Here is a 14494-nt window from a genome sequence, read left to right on the forward strand (position 1 = left end):
ACTCAATCCTGGAGCACGACCATGGCCAAGCGCAAGAGCCTGAAAACCGACCCCTGTCCCGTGGCGCGCGCGCTCGATGCGATCGGCGAGCGCTGGTCGCTGCTGATCGTGCGCGACGCCTTCGACGGCATGCGCAGGTTCGGGGAGTTCCAGAAAAGCCTGGGCGTGGCGAAGAACATCCTGGCCGACCGCCTGCACACCCTGGTGGAAGAGGGCATTTTTTCGATTGCACCCGCCTCGGACGGCACGGCGTACCAGGAATATGTGCTCACTCCCAAGGGCCTGGGACTGTTTCCCGTCGTGGTCGGCTTGCGCCAGTGGAGCGAGGCGCAGCTGTTCGACGCGGGCGAGGCGCATTCCATCCTGCTGGAGCGCGATACGCACGCGCCCGTGCGCCGCATGGAAGTGCTGGCGCCGGACGGGCGCGTCTTGCAGGCAGGCGATACCTTGGTGCTGAAGGTCGGTCCGGCGATGGAGTCCGGGGCATGAAGCGGGTGGCCGTGCTGGGAGCCGGCATCACGGGCGTGACGACGGCCTATGCCTTGGCCAGGCGTGGCGTCGATGTCACATTGATCGAGCGCCACCGCTATGCGGCCATGGAAACGTCGTTCGCGAATGGCGGGCAATTGTCCGCTTCGCATGCGGAAGTGTGGAACCACAAGGCGACGATACTGAACGCCCTGAAATGGATGGCGCGGCGCGATGCGCCCCTGCTGCTCCATCCCATGCCCAGCTGGCACAAGCTGAGCTGGTTTGCCGAGTTTCTCGCCGCCATGCCCGACTATGAACGCAACACCATCGCCACGGCGCGCATGGCCATCGCCGCGCGCGAACACCTGTTTGCCTGGGCGCGCGATGAACATATCGACTTCGACCACCGCCGCGCCGGCATCCTGCACGTCTACCGCGACCAGACCAGCTTTGCGCGGGCGGCCGGCGTGTCGCGCCTGCTGGCGCAGGGCGGCCTGCAGCGGCGCGCCGTCACGCCACAGGAAATGCGCGCCATCGAGCCGGCCTTGCACGGCGAGTTTTACGGCGGCTACTACACGGACAGCGATTCCACGGGCGACATCCACAAATTCACCAGCGGCCTGGCGGATGCCTGCGCGCGCCTGGGCGTGGCTTGCCGCTACGGCGCGCAGGTGACGGCGCTGGCGCGCGAGCATGGCAAGGTGCGCGTCAGCATGGGCGGGGACGGCACCGTGTTTGACGCCGTCGTCATCTGCGCGGGCACGGCCAGCCGCGCCATGGCAGCAAGCCTGGGCGACCATGTGAATGTGTATCCCGTGAAAGGCTATTCCATCACCGTGCAGCTCGACGACAACGCCAGCCGCGCGGCGGCGCCGTGTGTCAGTTTGCTCGACGATGCCACCAAGCTGGTCAGCAGCCGCCTGGGCGACGACCGCCTGCGGGTGGCGGGCACGGCGGAATTCAACGGCATCAACCACGACATCCGCGCCGACCGCATCCGCCCGCTGCTGCAATGGGTGGAGCAATGTTTTCCCGGCGTGCAGACGCGCAACGTGATTCCCTGGGCCGGCCTGCGCCCCATGCTGCCCGACATGTTGCCGAAAGTGGGGCGCGGCAAGGCACCCGGCGTGTACTACAACACGGGCCATGGCCACCTGGGCTGGACCCTGGCAGCGGCGACGGCCGAGCTGGTGGCGGCGATGGTGAGTAAGGCGGTGGCTGCGCCTAGTTCTTCGGCAATAAGTCGCTGAGCGCGGCACGGCCCTTGACGGTCAAGAAAGGGCCGACCTTGCTGTACGGCAGCAGGAACTCGTTTTCGCAGCCGCTGCCGTTCGCGTCTTCCCAGAACGACACGCCTTCGGGCTTCAAGGACAGGTGGAAGCGGCCACGGCCGTCGTAATCCGTGCCCTTGCATTCGGCGTCGATGGTGACGTTCTTGAACAGGGCCTGGCGCAGGCGGTCCGGCAATTCGGCCTTGTCGTCGCCATCGCTGGCGCTGGCGCCGAACCAGTTCCACACGTCCGTTTCCTGGCCCGTTTTCACGTCCCAGGTGCGGAACCTGATGGAAATGCCGTTGGCGCCATAGCCGGCCGCCCAGCGGTAGAACTTGATCGTCACCCAGCGCGGCGACCAGTAGGTGGGCTCCGCGTACACTTCGTCTTCCGTCGTGAAACCGTTACGGCCCAGGTATTCGCGGCGCGTGGCATGGAAGTCGGCCAGGTCTTTCTTGTTCTTCGCCAGCACGGCGCGCAGCTGCGCATTGATTTTCGCGATGCCATCGCCGGGCGCCATCAGTTCCACCGTGATGGTGTCGCCCACTTGCAGGTTGCGGTACTGCTTGCCTTCGAAGGCGATGGGTTTGCTCACCTTGGTGCTGGGGAAATCTTCCAGCGCCAGGTTGTAGGCATCGCTGGCGCAGGACGGGTGCTCGCGGTCGCCTGCCGCTTCCAGCAGGGTCAAGGCCAGGGGCAGGGTCTTGCCGCTTTTCGGCTCCGTCCAGGTGCCGGCCAGCGAGCGGCCCTGCGGCGCAGTCAATGACCACGTGCCCGTCGTGTCGCCCTTGGCATCGAGTTCCTGCCACAGCACCTTGCCGTTGGGCTGGGCCAGCATGATCGGCGTCTTGTAGCGCGTGTAGTAATAACTGCCGCTGCGGTCCGCCCCTTGCGTGGGGCTGGGCTGGTTGAAGCAGGCCACGATATTGGCCTTGCCCAGGGTGCCCTGCCACACCCCTTGCACGGGCGCATCGGCGGCCATGGCGAGATGCAGGGCGGGCAGGGACAGACATACGAACAAAAAGCGGCGCATCGGGTTTTCCTGTGATTGGCGATGGCCGATTCTACATGGCCATGCCAGCGATGTGCCGCACGTCAACTTTTACGCTGGCTTTTCCTGCGCCACCACGGCCATCGCCGCGCCCAGGTAGTGCAGCATGGCACCGTCGACGAAGCTGCCTTCCATCAGGCGCGGTTCCTGCTGGTGCGCCTGGCGGAATTTCAGCTGCGTGGCCGGGTCCGTGCCCGCATAGGAGCGGAACAGCTCCAGCCACTGCCGCGCCAGCTGCAGCACGGCCGGAGCGGTGGGCGGCGTGCGCGCATCCATGGCGGCGCGCACGGCGGCGATCAGGTCCGGCCATTCGCCCGAGCGCTTGCCATAATTGGCCACCAGGTGCGCATATTCCTGCGCGTCGAGGAAGGGCCGGTACAGCGCCATGCGCGAGGCGTTGAAGGCGGCCAGGATGAATTGCATCAGCTCCCCATCGATGCTGGTCGTGTGCTGCATGGACGGCTCCCGCGCATGCATGGCGTTCAGGCGCGCGAACAGGCCCGGATGGGCGCCCGTGTCGCGCACCAGCTTGACCATCCATTCCGTGCCCAGCGCCTGCGCCCGCGCATCGTCGGGGCCGGTGCCCGTCGCCTGCAGGGCGCGCACCCTGGCAACGAGCGCCTGCCATTCCTGTTCCACGGCGCTATCTGTCAGCAGCGGTAATTGCTGCAATTCTTCGGGGGTAAAGTATTTGTCGTACATGGTCATCAACTCCATTGTGGTGAGCCACTCGGCCAGCTCCGGCTCCTGCCCCTGCGCCAGCTGCGCTTGCAGGCCGTGCAGGCGTTCGCGCAGGGTGGCGGCCTGCGCAATCTGCTGGTCCAGCATGGCGATCTGCTGCGCCACGATGGAGGCCAGGGGAAGCTCGGGGCCGGCGAGGGCGGCGGCGATATCGGCCAGCGGCAGCCCGAACCTGCGCAGCGCCATGATCCGGTGCAGCCGGTCCATGTCGCCGCGCTGGTACAGGCGGTAGCCGGCCTGCGTGCGCGCCGAGGGCGAGAGCAGGCCGATGCTGTCGTAATGGTGCAGGGTGCGGATGGTCAGGCCCGTCAGCCTGGCCAGTTCGCCGATTTTCAACAGCATGGGATGCTCCTTTCCTGGTGCGTGCCTGCAGAATCGCGCCTGACGCCGCGTCAGGGTCAAGCGCGAATGTAGCATTCTGCGGTGCTGGCCGTGAAAAAATGTCGCGAAAGAATCCGTTGACCTGCATTTTTTTGTACGGTATATTTATAAAACCGAATAACGCATTCCCGCACAAGCCGTACTGGAGCCAGCTCCGCGGCAGGGTAGGGCGGACCGGCAACATGGAAATACGGAACAACCGTTGTGCGGTGCAGCACGAAAGCCCGGTGGATACGCTCCACGGCCGGTGAGGCGCCATCAGCAGGACTGGAAAAACAATCCGCGCAGACGGATTTTTTTCACAGTTTGTTTGTACGTTAAATATAATATGCCGATGGCCAAGGCTGGCGGCAAGAGAGACAACCATGATGAAGAGTATCGTTTGCGATACGCCGGGCAGCTTGCGCATGGAGCAGCGGCCCGTGCCCATGCCAGCGGAAGGCGAAGTCCTGCTGCGCATCCGCCGCATCGGCATCTGCGGCACCGACATGCATATCTTCCGCGGCACCCAGCCTTTTCTCAGTTATCCGCGCGTCATGGGCCATGAGCTGTCCGGCCACGTGGCCAGCGCGCCGGCCGGCTCGCGCCTGGCCGAGGGCGACCAGGTGTACGTGATGCCGTACCTGTCCTGCGGCACGTGCGTCGCCTGCCGCCAGGGCAAGACCAACTGCTGCACGCGCATCGAAGTGCTGGGCGTGCACCGCGATGGCGGCATGAGCGAATACCTGGCGCTGCCCGAGCGTTTCGTCTTCAGGACGCAAGGCATTTCGCTCGACGACGCGGCCATGATCGAATTTCTCGCCATCGGCGCGCATGCCGTCACGCGCGGCGCCGTGGCGGCGGGCAAGCGCGTGCTGGTGGTGGGCGCAGGCCCCATCGGCATGGCGGTGATGCTGTTTTCCACCCTCAAGGGCGCCGACGTGACAGTGCTCGACGCGCGCGCCGACCGCCTGCGGTTCTGCCGCGAAGCGCTGGGCATCGCGCGCACGGTGGAACTGGGTGCCGACGACAAGGCGCAGCTGGCCGCCTGCACGGACGATGAATTCTTCGACGTGGTGTTTGACGCCACCGGCAATATCGGCGCCATGGAGCGGGGCCTGGAATTCGTCGCTCATGGCGGCACCTACGTGCTGGTGTCCATCGTGCGCGACCGCCTGTCGTTTTCCGACCCGGAATTCCACAAGCGCGAAACCACCTTGCTGGGCAGCCGCAACGCCACGGCGGAGGACTTCGAGGAAGTGGTGGCGGCCTTGAAGGCGGGGCTGGTGCCCACCGCGCTGCTCAATACGCACCGCACCACGCTCGACGATTTTACGCGCGTGCTGGAACACTGGATGCAGCCGTCGGCTGGCGTCATCAAGGCCATCGTCGAGGTCTGAGATGCGCTACCTTCCCCACCGCCAGCCCGCTTGCAGCCATGCCGCAGCGGCGTGCCGATTCCACGCGATATCGACTAAAATGCCAACTCATTCCACTTTCCCTTTCGCTGACATAGCGCCCGCACCCTTCCATGTCAAAACCCGCCACCGTCTTCAAGCGCAGCACCAATCTGCTACTGCAATTTCTCGCCGAGAATGTCGCCGTGGGCGAGATGCTGCCGACGGAGCAGTACCTGACGACCATCTGCCAGGGCAGCCGCACGGCGATCCGCAGCGCGATCGCGTATCTGTCGACGCGGCGCCTGATCAGCAGTCCGGCGGAACGGCGCTTGCTGCGCAAGCCGATCCCGGGCGACTACTTCGACATCGCCGAATTGCAGTCGGGCGCCGAGCGTATCCAGCAAGTGCTGATGGAGCGCGTGTACCAGCGCGACATGCCGCCCGGCGCCGAGTTTTCGGAAGCGGAACTGGCGCGCGAGGCGGGCGCCAGTACCGTCAGCGTGCGCGAATTCCTGATCGGCTTTTCGCGCTTCGGCCTGATCGAAAAGAAGCCGCGCGGCGGCTGGCGCCTGTGCGCATTCGACCGCTCGTTTGCCACGGAGCTGGCCGACATGCGGCGCATGTTCGAGATGGCGGCCGTGGAGCAGTTCGGCACCTTGCCGCCGGGCGATCCGGCCTACGCGGAACTGGCGCGCCTGATACGCCAGCACGAAAAGCTGGCGGCGAAGATCGACACGCGCCACAACGCGTTTCCGGCGCTGGACCGCGAGTTCCACACCTTCCTGATCGGACTGCTCAACAACCGCTTCGCGCAGGGCTTCTACGATATCGTCTCGTTTGTCTTCCACTACCACTACCAGTGGGACAAGGGCGAGGAAAAGGGCCGCAACAAGTACGCGGTGCAGGAGCACCTGGCGATCCTGCGGGCGCTGGCCGAGCACGACGTGCCCAAGGCGCTCGAGTGCATGCAGTCGCACCTCAATTCCTCGCGCAGCACCATGCTCGAATCGATCATCACGCGCGAAAAACTGACCCAGCCCGGCGCCTAGGCCCATTCGCCGCAGCGGCAGGCGAGGGGCGGCCATGAGCGCCGCCACGCCACCGAGCCTGCTGCTGATGTCGGCCGACGACAATTGCCTGATCGCCCGCACTGCTTTGCAACGCGGCGACAGCGTCAGCATCGACGGCGCCGCCGTGATCCTGGCGCAGGATATCCGGATCGGCCACAAGGTGGCGCGCCGCGCGCTGGCCGTGGGCGACAAGGTGCTGCGCTACGGCGCCCTGATCGGCAGCATCACGGCGCCCGTCGCCATCGGCGAGCATATCCATACGCATAATCTGGAAAGCGACTACATCCCCACGTTTACCCTGGGCCAGGACGGCCACCATTTCCTGGACAAGGACGCCACGCCATGAACGCTCCCCTGACAAATCCGCCCCTGTCGGGCTATCTGCGCGCCGACGGCCGCAAGGGCATCCGCAATATCGTGGTGGTGGCCTACATGGTCGAATGCGCGCACCACGTGGCGCGCCAGATGGTCAATGCCTTCCCCGGCCAGCCCGTGCACCTGATCGGCTTCACGGGCTGCTTCCCGAACGAGTACGCGGACCAGGTGATGCGCCGCCTGCTGACGCACCCGAACGTGGGCGCCGTGCTGCTGGTGTCGCTGGGCTGCGAAGGCTTCAACAAGTATGGCCTGAGCAGCGCCGTGGCCGACAGCGAGCGTCCCGTGCATACGGTCACCATCCAGGAAAACAGCGGCACGCGCCCCAGCGTGCGCAGCGGCGTGGAATGGATAGGCTGGGCCCTGGAGCACCTGGCAGGCCAGGTGCGCGTGCCGATGGCGCTCGACGAACTGGTGGTCGCCACCATCTGCGGCGGCTCCGACAGCACCAGCGGCATCACGGCCAATCCCGCCGTCGGCGTGGCCTTCGACACCCTGATCGCCGCCGGCAGCCCTTGCATCTTCGAAGAGACGGGGGAGCTGGTCGGCTGCGAATACCACATGCAGCGGCGTGCCGTCAGCCTGGCGCTGGGCGACGCGATCGTCGAGACGGTGGCCAAGGCCGCGCGCTACTACACCATCATGGGCCATGGCAGCTTCTCGCCGGGGAATGCGGACGGCGGACTGACCACGCAAGAGGAAAAATCCCTGGGCGCCTACGCCAAGAGCGGCTCGTCGCCCATCGTCGGCATCCTGAAACCGGGCGACCAGCCGGCCGGCGGCGGCCTGTACCTGCTCGACGTGGTGCCGGACGGCGAGCCGCGCTTCGGTTTCCCGAACGTCTCGGACAATGCGGAAATCGTCGAACTCATTTCCTGCGGCGCGCACATCACCCTGTTTACCACGGGCCGCGGTTCCGTCGTCGGTTCGGCCATCTCGCCCGTGATCAAGGTGTGCGCCAATCCGCAAACCTTCGAGCGCCTGGCAGACGACATGGATGTCAACGCCGGCAAGATCCTCACGGGCGACGCGAGCCTGGCGGAAGTGGGCGCCGAGATCGTCGACGCCGTGCTGCGCGTGGCCAACGGTGAGGCGAGCCGCTCGGAAGACCTGGGACACCAGGAGTTCGTGCTGACGTATAAACAATTTGACGCGGCGGGGCCAGGCTGTTTCCCGCTGCGCGCTGCCTGAGGTAGCCATGATGAACGTGACACAACGTCGTATCCTGCCGCGCGGCGGCCTGTCGCTCCCCTGCATCGGCATGGGCTGCGCCCCGCTGGGCGGCCTGTACCAGCCCGTCGGCGAGGCCCAGGCGCGCGCCACGCTCGATGGCGCCTGGGACGCGGGCGTGCGCTTTTTCGACACGGCGCCGTTCTACGGCTACACCCTGTCCGAGCGCCGCCTGGGCGCCGCGCTGCGCGGCCGGCCACGCGAGCAGTTCGTCGTCAGCACCAAGGCAGGCAGGCTGATGCGGCCCGACGACGGCGTGCTGCCCGGCGCCGACGGCTTTGCCGCGCCGCTGCCATTCCGCCCGCATTTCGACTATACCTACGACGGCATCCTGCGCTCGCACGACGACAGCCTGCAGCGCCTTGGGCTGGAGCGCATCGACATCCTCTTCGTGCACGACATCGGCAAGGCGACGCATGGCGACAAGGACGGCCAGTACTGGCGCCAGCTGACGCAGGGCGGCGGCTTTCGCGCGCTCGACGAACTGCGCGCCAGCGGGCAGGTGGCGGCCGTGGGCCTGGGCGTCAACGAGACAGAGGTGATCGAGCGGGCGATGGCGGAGTTCGACCTCGATTGCACCTTGCTGGCCGGCCGCTACACCCTGCTGGAGCAGGAGTCGCTGTCGCCGCTGCTGGACCTGTGCGTCGAGCGCGGCAACGCCATCGTCGTCGGCGGTCCGTTCAACTCGGGCGTGCTGGCCGGGAATGGCAAATTCAATTATGCCGATGCGCCCGCCGAGATACTGGAAATCGTCGCGCAGCTCGACGCCGTCTGCCGCAAGTTCGGCGTGCCGCTGCAGGCGGCCGCGCTGCAATTCCCGCTCGCCCATCCGGCCGTGGTGTCGTGCATCCCCGGCGGGCAGGACCTGGCGCAGCTGCGGCAAAATCTCGGCTGGTTCGCCGCGCCGCTGCCCGACGCACTGTGGCTGGCACTGCTGCGCGCGGGCCTTATCGACGAGCGCGCGCCCGTGCCGCTGCGCGCGCCATTCCTGGCGGCCACGGCATGATGCGCATCGATGCCCACCAGCATTTCTGGCAGCTGGCCACGCGCGCCGGCGCCTGGCCGCCGCCCTCGCTGGCTGCCATCCACCGCGACTTCGCGCCGCGCGACCTGGCGCCGCTGCTGGCGCGCCACGGCATCGCCGGCACGGTGCTGGTGCAGTCGCTGCCCTCCGAAGCCGATACGGCCTGGCTGCTGGCGCTGGCCGAAGGCAGCGCCTTCATCCGCGCAGTGGTGGGCTGGACCGACCTGCTGGCGCCCGATGCGCCCGCCCGGATCGCGCGCCTGGCGGCGCAGCCCAGGCTGAAAGGCTTGCGGCCCATGCTGCAGGACCTGGCCGACGAGGGCTGGATCGCCGATGCCGCGCTGGCGCCGGCGCTGGCCGCCATGGCGTCGCACGGCCTGCGCCTCGACGCGCTGGTCTTGCCGCGCCATTTGCCCGCCTTGCTGCAATGCGCGCGCGCCCATCCCGCACTGGACATCGTGATCGACCACGCGGCCAAGCCGCCCATCGCCGCTGCCGCCTTTGGCGCCTGGCGCGAAGACATGGCGCAACTGGCGGCGCTGCCGAACGTGTACTGCAAGCTGTCCGGCATGGTGACGGAAGCGACAGCGGCGTGGAACGTCGACGACCTGCGTCCCTACGTATCGCACGTGCTCGATGCGTTTGGCAGCGAGCGCGTGATCTGGGGCAGCGACTGGCCGGTGGTCGACCTGGCGGGCGGCTACGACGCCTGGCTGGCGGCCAGCGAGGCCTTGCTGGCGCACCTGCCGCTGGCCGAGCGTGAACGCATCTTCGGCTTGAACGCGCTGCATTTCTACGCACTGGAATAGGGGAGCGGCATGCAAAGAATGGGAATGGTCATCGGCATTGCGCCCGGGCGCATCGACGAATACAAGGCGCTGCACGCGGCTGTCTGGCCGCAGGTGCAGGAGCGGCTGCGCCAGGCGTACGTGCGCAATTATTCGATCTTCCTGCGCCAGCCGGAAAACCTGCTGTTCGGCTACTGGGAATATCACGGCAGCGATTTTTCCGCCGATATGGCGGCCATCGCGGACGATGCGCAAACGCGGCGCTGGTGGACTTTCTGCGCGCCGTGCCAGCTGCCGCTCGATTCGCGCGCCGAGGGCGAACACTGGGCGATGATGGAACACGTATTTCACATGGCCTAGGCCAATACAAGAGGAGACAGCATGACAGGCAGACTACAAGGGAAAACCGCACTGCTGACCGCCGCCGGCCAGGGCATCGGCCGCGCCACGGCCGAAGCGTTCGTGCGCGAGGGCGCCGCCGTGATCGCCACGGATATCAACCAGGCGCAGCTCGATGCGCTGAAGGAGCAGACGGGATGCGCCATCCGCCGGCTCGACGTGACCGACGGCGCGGCGATCACCGCGCTGGTGGGCGAGATCGGCGACGTGGACATCCTGTTCAACTGCGCGGGCTTCGTCGACGGCGGCACCATCCTCGATTGCGACGATGCGGCGTGGGAGCGCTCCTTCGAGATCAACGCCCGCTCCATGTACCGGCTGATGCGCGCCGTGCTGCCCGGCATGCTGGCCAGGGGCGGCGGTTCCATCGTCAACATGGCGTCGGTGGCGTCGAGCGTGAAGGGCGCGCCGAACCGCTTCATTTACGGCACCACCAAGGCGGCCGTGGTGGGCATGACCAAGGCGGTGGCGGCGGACTTCGTCACGCGCGGCATCCGCTGCAACGCCATCTGCCCCGGCACCATCGAGTCGCCGTCGCTGCAGGAGCGCATCGCCGCGCAGGCGGCGGCGACGGGCGCCAGCATCGCTGACGTGCAGGCCGCCTTCGTGGCGCGCCAGCCCATGGGCCGCGTGGGCCGCGCCACGGAAATCGCCGCGCTGGCCGTGTACCTGGCTTCCGATGAAGCGGCCTTCACCACCGGCATGACGCACGTCATCGACGGTGGCTGGTCCAACTGATGCCACCCGGCCTACGCTGCCGGGCGCCGTGAAGGCGCGAGCCCGAACGTTCTCGAATTTTTTGTTTGCTGTTCACTTGAAAGTTGAATGATGAAACTGATGCGTTATGGCGCCAAGGGCGCGGAAAAACCGGCACTGATCGATGCGAATGGCGCCGTGCGCGACCTGTCCGGCGTGCTGCCCGACATCACGGCCGCCACCCTGGGCAAGGATGGCCTGGCGACCCTGGCGGCCCTGCAGATCGACAGCCTGCCGCTGGTCGCCAATCCGGGCCGCATCGCGCCGCCGTGGAAGGGGCTGGGCAAGTTCATTTGCGTGGGCTTGAACTACGCCGACCATGCGGCCGAATCGGGCATGGCGGTGCCGGCCGAGCCGGTGCTGTTCATGAAGGCCAGCAGCGCCGTCATCGGCGCCAATGACGCCGTGGTGCTGCCGCGCGAGTCCGGCAAGAGCGACTGGGAAGTGGAGCTGGGCGTCGTCATCGGCACTGCCGCGCGCTATGTCAGTGAAGAAGACGCGCTGTCGCACGTGGCCGGCTATTGCGTGGTGAACGACCTGTCCGAACGCGAGTACCAGCTGGAGCGGGGCGGCCAGTGGGACAAGGGCAAGGGCTGCGACACCTTCGGCCCGATCGGGCCGTGGCTGGTCACGAGCGACGAGGTGGCGGACCCGCAAAACCTGGGCCTGTGGCTGGAAGTGAACGGCAAGCGGGTACAGGATGGCAATACCCGCACCATGGTCTTTGGCGTGGCCAATCTGGTCAGCTACATCAGCCGCTTCATGACCCTGTACCCGGGCGACATCATCAGCACGGGCACGCCGCCGGGCGTGGGCATGGGGCAGAAGCCGGCGGCCGTGTACCTGAAGCCGGGCGACCGCATGCGCCTGGGGATCAGCGGGCTCGGTGAGCAGCGGCAGACGGTGCATGCGTGGAATCCGCAACTGATCGACGGCTGACAGCGGCACCAGACTGGCGCGCCACCCGACATGCACAGACATGGGCGCGCCGGCTTATCGCAGTGGAGGAGACACGATGCATCAATCCGAAGAGATACTGGCGCTGAACAAGGTGAGCAAGCGCTTTCCCGGCGTGCTGGCGCTCGACAACGTCAGCTTCAGCCTGCGCAAGGGCGAGGCGCACGCGCTGTGCGGCGAGAACGGGGCCGGCAAGTCGACCCTGATGAAGGTGATGAGCGGCGTCTACCAGGCCGACGAGGGAGAGCTGGTCTACAAGGGCAAGGTGTGCCGCTTCACCTGCAGCGTGGAGGCCGAGGCGGCCGGCATCGCCATCATTCACCAGGAACTGAACCTGATTCCCCACCTGAGCGTGGCGGAAAACATCTTCCTGTCGCGCGAACCCGTGCGCGGCATCTTCATCGACCGCAGGAAAATGCGCGCCGACGCGCAAGCCCTGCTGGACCGCCTCAAGCTGCGCATCGATCCGCGCCAGCTGGTGAAGAACCTGTCCTGCGCGCAGCAGCAGATGGTGGAAATCGCCAAGGCGCTGTCGCTCAACACGGAAGTGCTGATCATGGACGAACCGACATCCTCGCTGACGGAAAGCGAGACGGGCCAGCTGTTCGACATCATCAATGAACTCAAGCGCAATGGCGTGAGCGTGGTCTACATCTCGCACCGGCTCGAGGAAATGCAGCACATCATCGACCGCGTGACGGTGCTGCGCGACGGGAAGTTTGTCTGCACCGAGGATTTCGCCGCCACCACGCTCGACGCCATCGTGGCCAACATGGTGGGCCGCACGCTCGACGAGAAATTCCCCGAGCGCGTGTCGCAGCCGACCGGGGACGTGCTGCTGCGCGTGACGGACCTGCATCGCAAGGATGTCTTCGGGCCGCTCAGCTTTGATTTGCGGCGCGGCGAAATCCTCGGCTTTTCCGGCCTGATGGGCGCCGGGCGCACGGAGGTGGCGCGCGCCATCTTCGGCGCCGATCCGCTCACCAGCGGCGCGATCCACCTGGGCGACGCGGCCATCAGCATCGGCAGCCCGATCGACGCCATCGGCCACGGCATCGCCTATCTGTCGGAAGACCGCAAGAGCCACGGCCTGGCGGTGCGCATGTCGGTGGCCGCCAATCTCACCCTGACGAATGTGTCGGCGCTGTCGAACCGCTTCGGCTTCATCGACTTCGCGAAAGAGGAAGCGGTGGCGAAGCAGTACATCGCGGCGCTGGGCATCAAGACGCCGAACTCCAGGCAGATCGCGCGCAACCTGTCGGGCGGCAACCAGCAAAAAATCGTCATCAGCAAATGGCTGTACCGCGAATCGAAAATCATCTTCTTCGACGAGCCCACGCGCGGCATCGACGTGGGCGCCAAGTTCGCCATCTACCAGCTGCTCGACAAGCTCGCCGCCGAAGGCATCGGCGTGGTACTGATCACCTCCGAACTGCCGGAGATCATGGGCATGACGGACAGGGTGGCCGTGTTCCACGAGGGACGCATCAGCGGCATCGTCAACACGCGTGAATCATCGCAGGAAGAAATCATGCATCTCGCCTCGGGGCGCGTCATCAGTCCCGCCCCTGGCCAGGCGGCAGTCCATTAAGAACAGAAAGCTGACAATAATGAACAAAGAACTGATCCAAAAATTCGCCGCGCTGGGCAGCCTGTCGCTGCTGCTGCTGGTCTTTTCCCTGACCAGCGACGCCTTTTTCTCCGTCAGCAACGGCATGAGCGTGGCCCTGCAGGTGACGTCGATCGCCTACCTGGGCATCGCCGCCACCTGCGTCATCATCACGGGCGGCATCGACCTCAGTTCCGGCTCCGTGCTGGCGCTGGCCGGCGTGGCCGCCGCGCTGCTGGTGAAGAGCGGCGTGCCGGTGCCGGCCGCCATGTTGGGCGGCATCGCGGTGGGCGCCATGTGCGGCGCCGTGAACGGCTTTTGCATCACGCAATTGAAGCTGCCGCCCTTCATCGCCACGCTGGGCATGATGCTGATCGCGCGCGGCCTGGCCTTGCAGGTGACGGGCGCGCGCGCCATCTCGGGCCTGGGCGAATCGTTTGGCGAACTGGGCAACGGCGTGTTGTGGCGCGTCGAGCGCGACACGGGCGGCCCGTTTCCCGAGGTGGTCTTTCCCGGCATTCCGTATCCCGTGGTGCTGATGGTGGTGATCGCGGTGGCCGTGTCCGTCATGCTCAGCCGCACCACCTTTGGCCGGCATATCTACGCCGTCGGCTCGAACGCCGAGGCGGCCCGCCTGTCCGGCGTGAAGGTCGGCCGCGTCACCCTGCTGGTGTACACCTTGTCGGGCGCCTTGTCCGGCCTGACGGGCTGCGTGCTGATGTCGCGCCTGGTGACGGCGCAGCCGAACGAAGGCGTGATGTATGAACTCGATGCGATCGCCAGCGCCGTGATCGGCGGCGCTTCGCTGATCGGCGGCATCGGCACCATTTCCGGCACCGTCATCGGCTCCTTCGTCATCGGCATCCTGCGCAATGGCCTGAACATGAACGGCGTGTCGAGCTTTATCCAGCAAATCATTATCGGACTGGTCATCCTGCTGACCGTCTGGATCGATCAGAAGCGCAACCGCGCCTGAGGCAGTGCAGTAACGC

At 66.4% G+C, this 14494-nt stretch carries 15 protein-coding genes; 13 read left to right on the forward strand and 2 right to left on the reverse strand.

Annotated elements, in window-relative coordinates:
• The first annotated feature begins 21 nt into the window (after positions 1 to 21).
• Complete coding sequence (locus tag ACZ92H_RS25320) at positions 22 to 489, forward strand: winged helix-turn-helix transcriptional regulator (protein WP_131373898.1); 468 nt, start codon at positions 22 to 24, stop codon at positions 487 to 489.
• Entirely contained in the window at positions 486 to 1721 is a 1236-nt protein-coding gene (locus tag ACZ92H_RS25325; RefSeq protein ID WP_465051425.1) for a D-amino acid dehydrogenase, read from the forward strand. The genes ACZ92H_RS25320 and ACZ92H_RS25325 overlap by 4 nt, the downstream gene beginning before the upstream one ends.
• On the opposite strand, the gene ACZ92H_RS25330 is transcribed toward ACZ92H_RS25325, so the two are convergent.
• Both ACZ92H_RS25330 and ACZ92H_RS25335 read right to left on the reverse strand, forming a co-directional pair.
• Positions 1696 to 2775, reverse strand: a complete 1080-nt coding sequence (locus ACZ92H_RS25330) for a hypothetical protein (protein WP_465051426.1) — start codon at positions 2773 to 2775, stop codon at positions 1696 to 1698. The two genes, ACZ92H_RS25325 and ACZ92H_RS25330, sit on opposite strands and share 26 nt — an antisense overlap.
• Positions 2776 to 2844: 69 nt before the next feature.
• Complete coding sequence (locus ACZ92H_RS25335) at positions 2845 to 3876, reverse strand: MerR family transcriptional regulator (protein WP_465051427.1); 1032 nt, start codon at positions 3874 to 3876, stop codon at positions 2845 to 2847.
• A gap of 407 nt (positions 3877 to 4283) precedes the next feature.
• Here ACZ92H_RS25335 and ACZ92H_RS25340 point away from each other — a divergent pair, with 407 nt between their 5' ends.
• The 11 genes from ACZ92H_RS25340 (at position 4284) to ACZ92H_RS25390 (ending at position 14478) form a co-directional block, all read left to right on the forward strand.
• The gene (locus tag ACZ92H_RS25340; RefSeq protein WP_465051459.1) at positions 4284 to 5294 is read left to right on the forward strand and encodes a zinc-binding alcohol dehydrogenase family protein; all 1011 of its coding nucleotides are present in this window, start codon (positions 4284 to 4286) and stop codon (positions 5292 to 5294) included.
• 131 nt (positions 5295 to 5425) lie between these two features.
• Positions 5426 to 6343 carry a GntR family transcriptional regulator gene (locus ACZ92H_RS25345; RefSeq protein WP_131373894.1) on the forward strand — a complete coding sequence of 306 codons (918 nt, stop codon included), beginning with the start codon at positions 5426 to 5428 and terminating at the stop codon, positions 6341 to 6343.
• 34 nt (positions 6344 to 6377) lie between these two features.
• A complete protein-coding gene (locus ACZ92H_RS25350) occupies positions 6378 to 6710 on the forward strand; it encodes a UxaA family hydrolase (protein ID WP_465051428.1) in 333 nt (110 codons plus the stop codon).
• The gene (locus ACZ92H_RS25355; RefSeq protein ID WP_465051429.1) at positions 6707 to 7930 is read left to right on the forward strand and encodes a UxaA family hydrolase; all 1224 of its coding nucleotides are present in this window, start codon (positions 6707 to 6709) and stop codon (positions 7928 to 7930) included. The genes ACZ92H_RS25350 and ACZ92H_RS25355 overlap by 4 nt, the downstream gene beginning before the upstream one ends.
• Before the next feature lie 10 nt (positions 7931 to 7940).
• A complete protein-coding gene (locus tag ACZ92H_RS25360) occupies positions 7941 to 8975 on the forward strand; it encodes an aldo/keto reductase (RefSeq protein WP_465051460.1) in 1035 nt (344 codons plus the stop codon).
• Positions 8972 to 9802 carry an amidohydrolase family protein gene (locus ACZ92H_RS25365; protein WP_465051430.1) on the forward strand — a complete coding sequence of 277 codons (831 nt, stop codon included), beginning with the start codon at positions 8972 to 8974 and terminating at the stop codon, positions 9800 to 9802. Before ACZ92H_RS25360 ends, ACZ92H_RS25365 begins: the two co-directional genes overlap by 4 nt.
• Before the next feature lie 9 nt (positions 9803 to 9811).
• Positions 9812 to 10141, forward strand: coding sequence for an L-rhamnose mutarotase (locus ACZ92H_RS25370; protein ID WP_465051431.1), 330 nt, complete (start codon positions 9812 to 9814; stop codon positions 10139 to 10141).
• A 21-nt stretch (positions 10142 to 10162) separates the two neighbouring features.
• On the forward strand, positions 10163 to 10918 hold the full coding sequence (locus ACZ92H_RS25375; RefSeq protein WP_465051432.1) for an SDR family oxidoreductase: 756 nt from the start codon (positions 10163 to 10165) through the stop codon (positions 10916 to 10918).
• A 90-nt stretch (positions 10919 to 11008) separates the two neighbouring features.
• The gene (locus ACZ92H_RS25380; protein WP_131374373.1) at positions 11009 to 11875 is read left to right on the forward strand and encodes a fumarylacetoacetate hydrolase family protein; all 867 of its coding nucleotides are present in this window, start codon (positions 11009 to 11011) and stop codon (positions 11873 to 11875) included.
• A 76-nt stretch (positions 11876 to 11951) separates the two neighbouring features.
• Positions 11952 to 13484, forward strand: a complete 1533-nt coding sequence (locus tag ACZ92H_RS25385; protein WP_465051433.1) for a sugar ABC transporter ATP-binding protein — start codon at positions 11952 to 11954, stop codon at positions 13482 to 13484.
• Between the two features lie 19 nt (positions 13485 to 13503).
• On the forward strand, positions 13504 to 14478 hold the full coding sequence (locus tag ACZ92H_RS25390) for an ABC transporter permease (RefSeq protein ID WP_131373888.1): 975 nt from the start codon (positions 13504 to 13506) through the stop codon (positions 14476 to 14478).
• Positions 14479 to 14494 lie beyond the last annotated feature (16 nt).

This window comes from Janthinobacterium foliorum (genome assembly GCF_978021625.1).

Coding starts and splice junctions, on each gene's coding strand:
- ACZ92H_RS25340 (WP_465051459.1), top strand. CDS start 4,284: ATGAAGAGTATCGTTTGCGATACGCCGGGCAGCTTGCGCATGGAGCAG.
- ACZ92H_RS25335 (WP_465051427.1), bottom strand. CDS start 3,876: ATGCTGTTGAAAATCGGCGAACTGGCCAGGCTGACGGGCCTGACCATC.
- ACZ92H_RS25375 (WP_465051432.1), top strand. CDS start 10,163: ATGACAGGCAGACTACAAGGGAAAACCGCACTGCTGACCGCCGCCGGC.
- ACZ92H_RS25355 (WP_465051429.1), top strand. CDS start 6,707: ATGAACGCTCCCCTGACAAATCCGCCCCTGTCGGGCTATCTGCGCGCC.
- ACZ92H_RS25390 (WP_131373888.1), top strand. CDS start 13,504: ATGAACAAAGAACTGATCCAAAAATTCGCCGCGCTGGGCAGCCTGTCG.
- ACZ92H_RS25360 (WP_465051460.1), top strand. CDS start 7,941: ATGAACGTGACACAACGTCGTATCCTGCCGCGCGGCGGCCTGTCGCTC.
- ACZ92H_RS25320 (WP_131373898.1), top strand. CDS start 22: ATGGCCAAGCGCAAGAGCCTGAAAACCGACCCCTGTCCCGTGGCGCGC.
- ACZ92H_RS25365 (WP_465051430.1), top strand. CDS start 8,972: ATGATGCGCATCGATGCCCACCAGCATTTCTGGCAGCTGGCCACGCGC.
- ACZ92H_RS25330 (WP_465051426.1), bottom strand. CDS start 2,775: ATGCGCCGCTTTTTGTTCGTATGTCTGTCCCTGCCCGCCCTGCATCTC.
- ACZ92H_RS25370 (WP_465051431.1), top strand. CDS start 9,812: ATGCAAAGAATGGGAATGGTCATCGGCATTGCGCCCGGGCGCATCGAC.
- ACZ92H_RS25380 (WP_131374373.1), top strand. CDS start 11,009: ATGAAACTGATGCGTTATGGCGCCAAGGGCGCGGAAAAACCGGCACTG.
- ACZ92H_RS25325 (WP_465051425.1), top strand. CDS start 486: ATGAAGCGGGTGGCCGTGCTGGGAGCCGGCATCACGGGCGTGACGACG.
- ACZ92H_RS25350 (WP_465051428.1), top strand. CDS start 6,378: ATGAGCGCCGCCACGCCACCGAGCCTGCTGCTGATGTCGGCCGACGAC.
- ACZ92H_RS25385 (WP_465051433.1), top strand. CDS start 11,952: ATGCATCAATCCGAAGAGATACTGGCGCTGAACAAGGTGAGCAAGCGC.
- ACZ92H_RS25345 (WP_131373894.1), top strand. CDS start 5,426: ATGTCAAAACCCGCCACCGTCTTCAAGCGCAGCACCAATCTGCTACTG.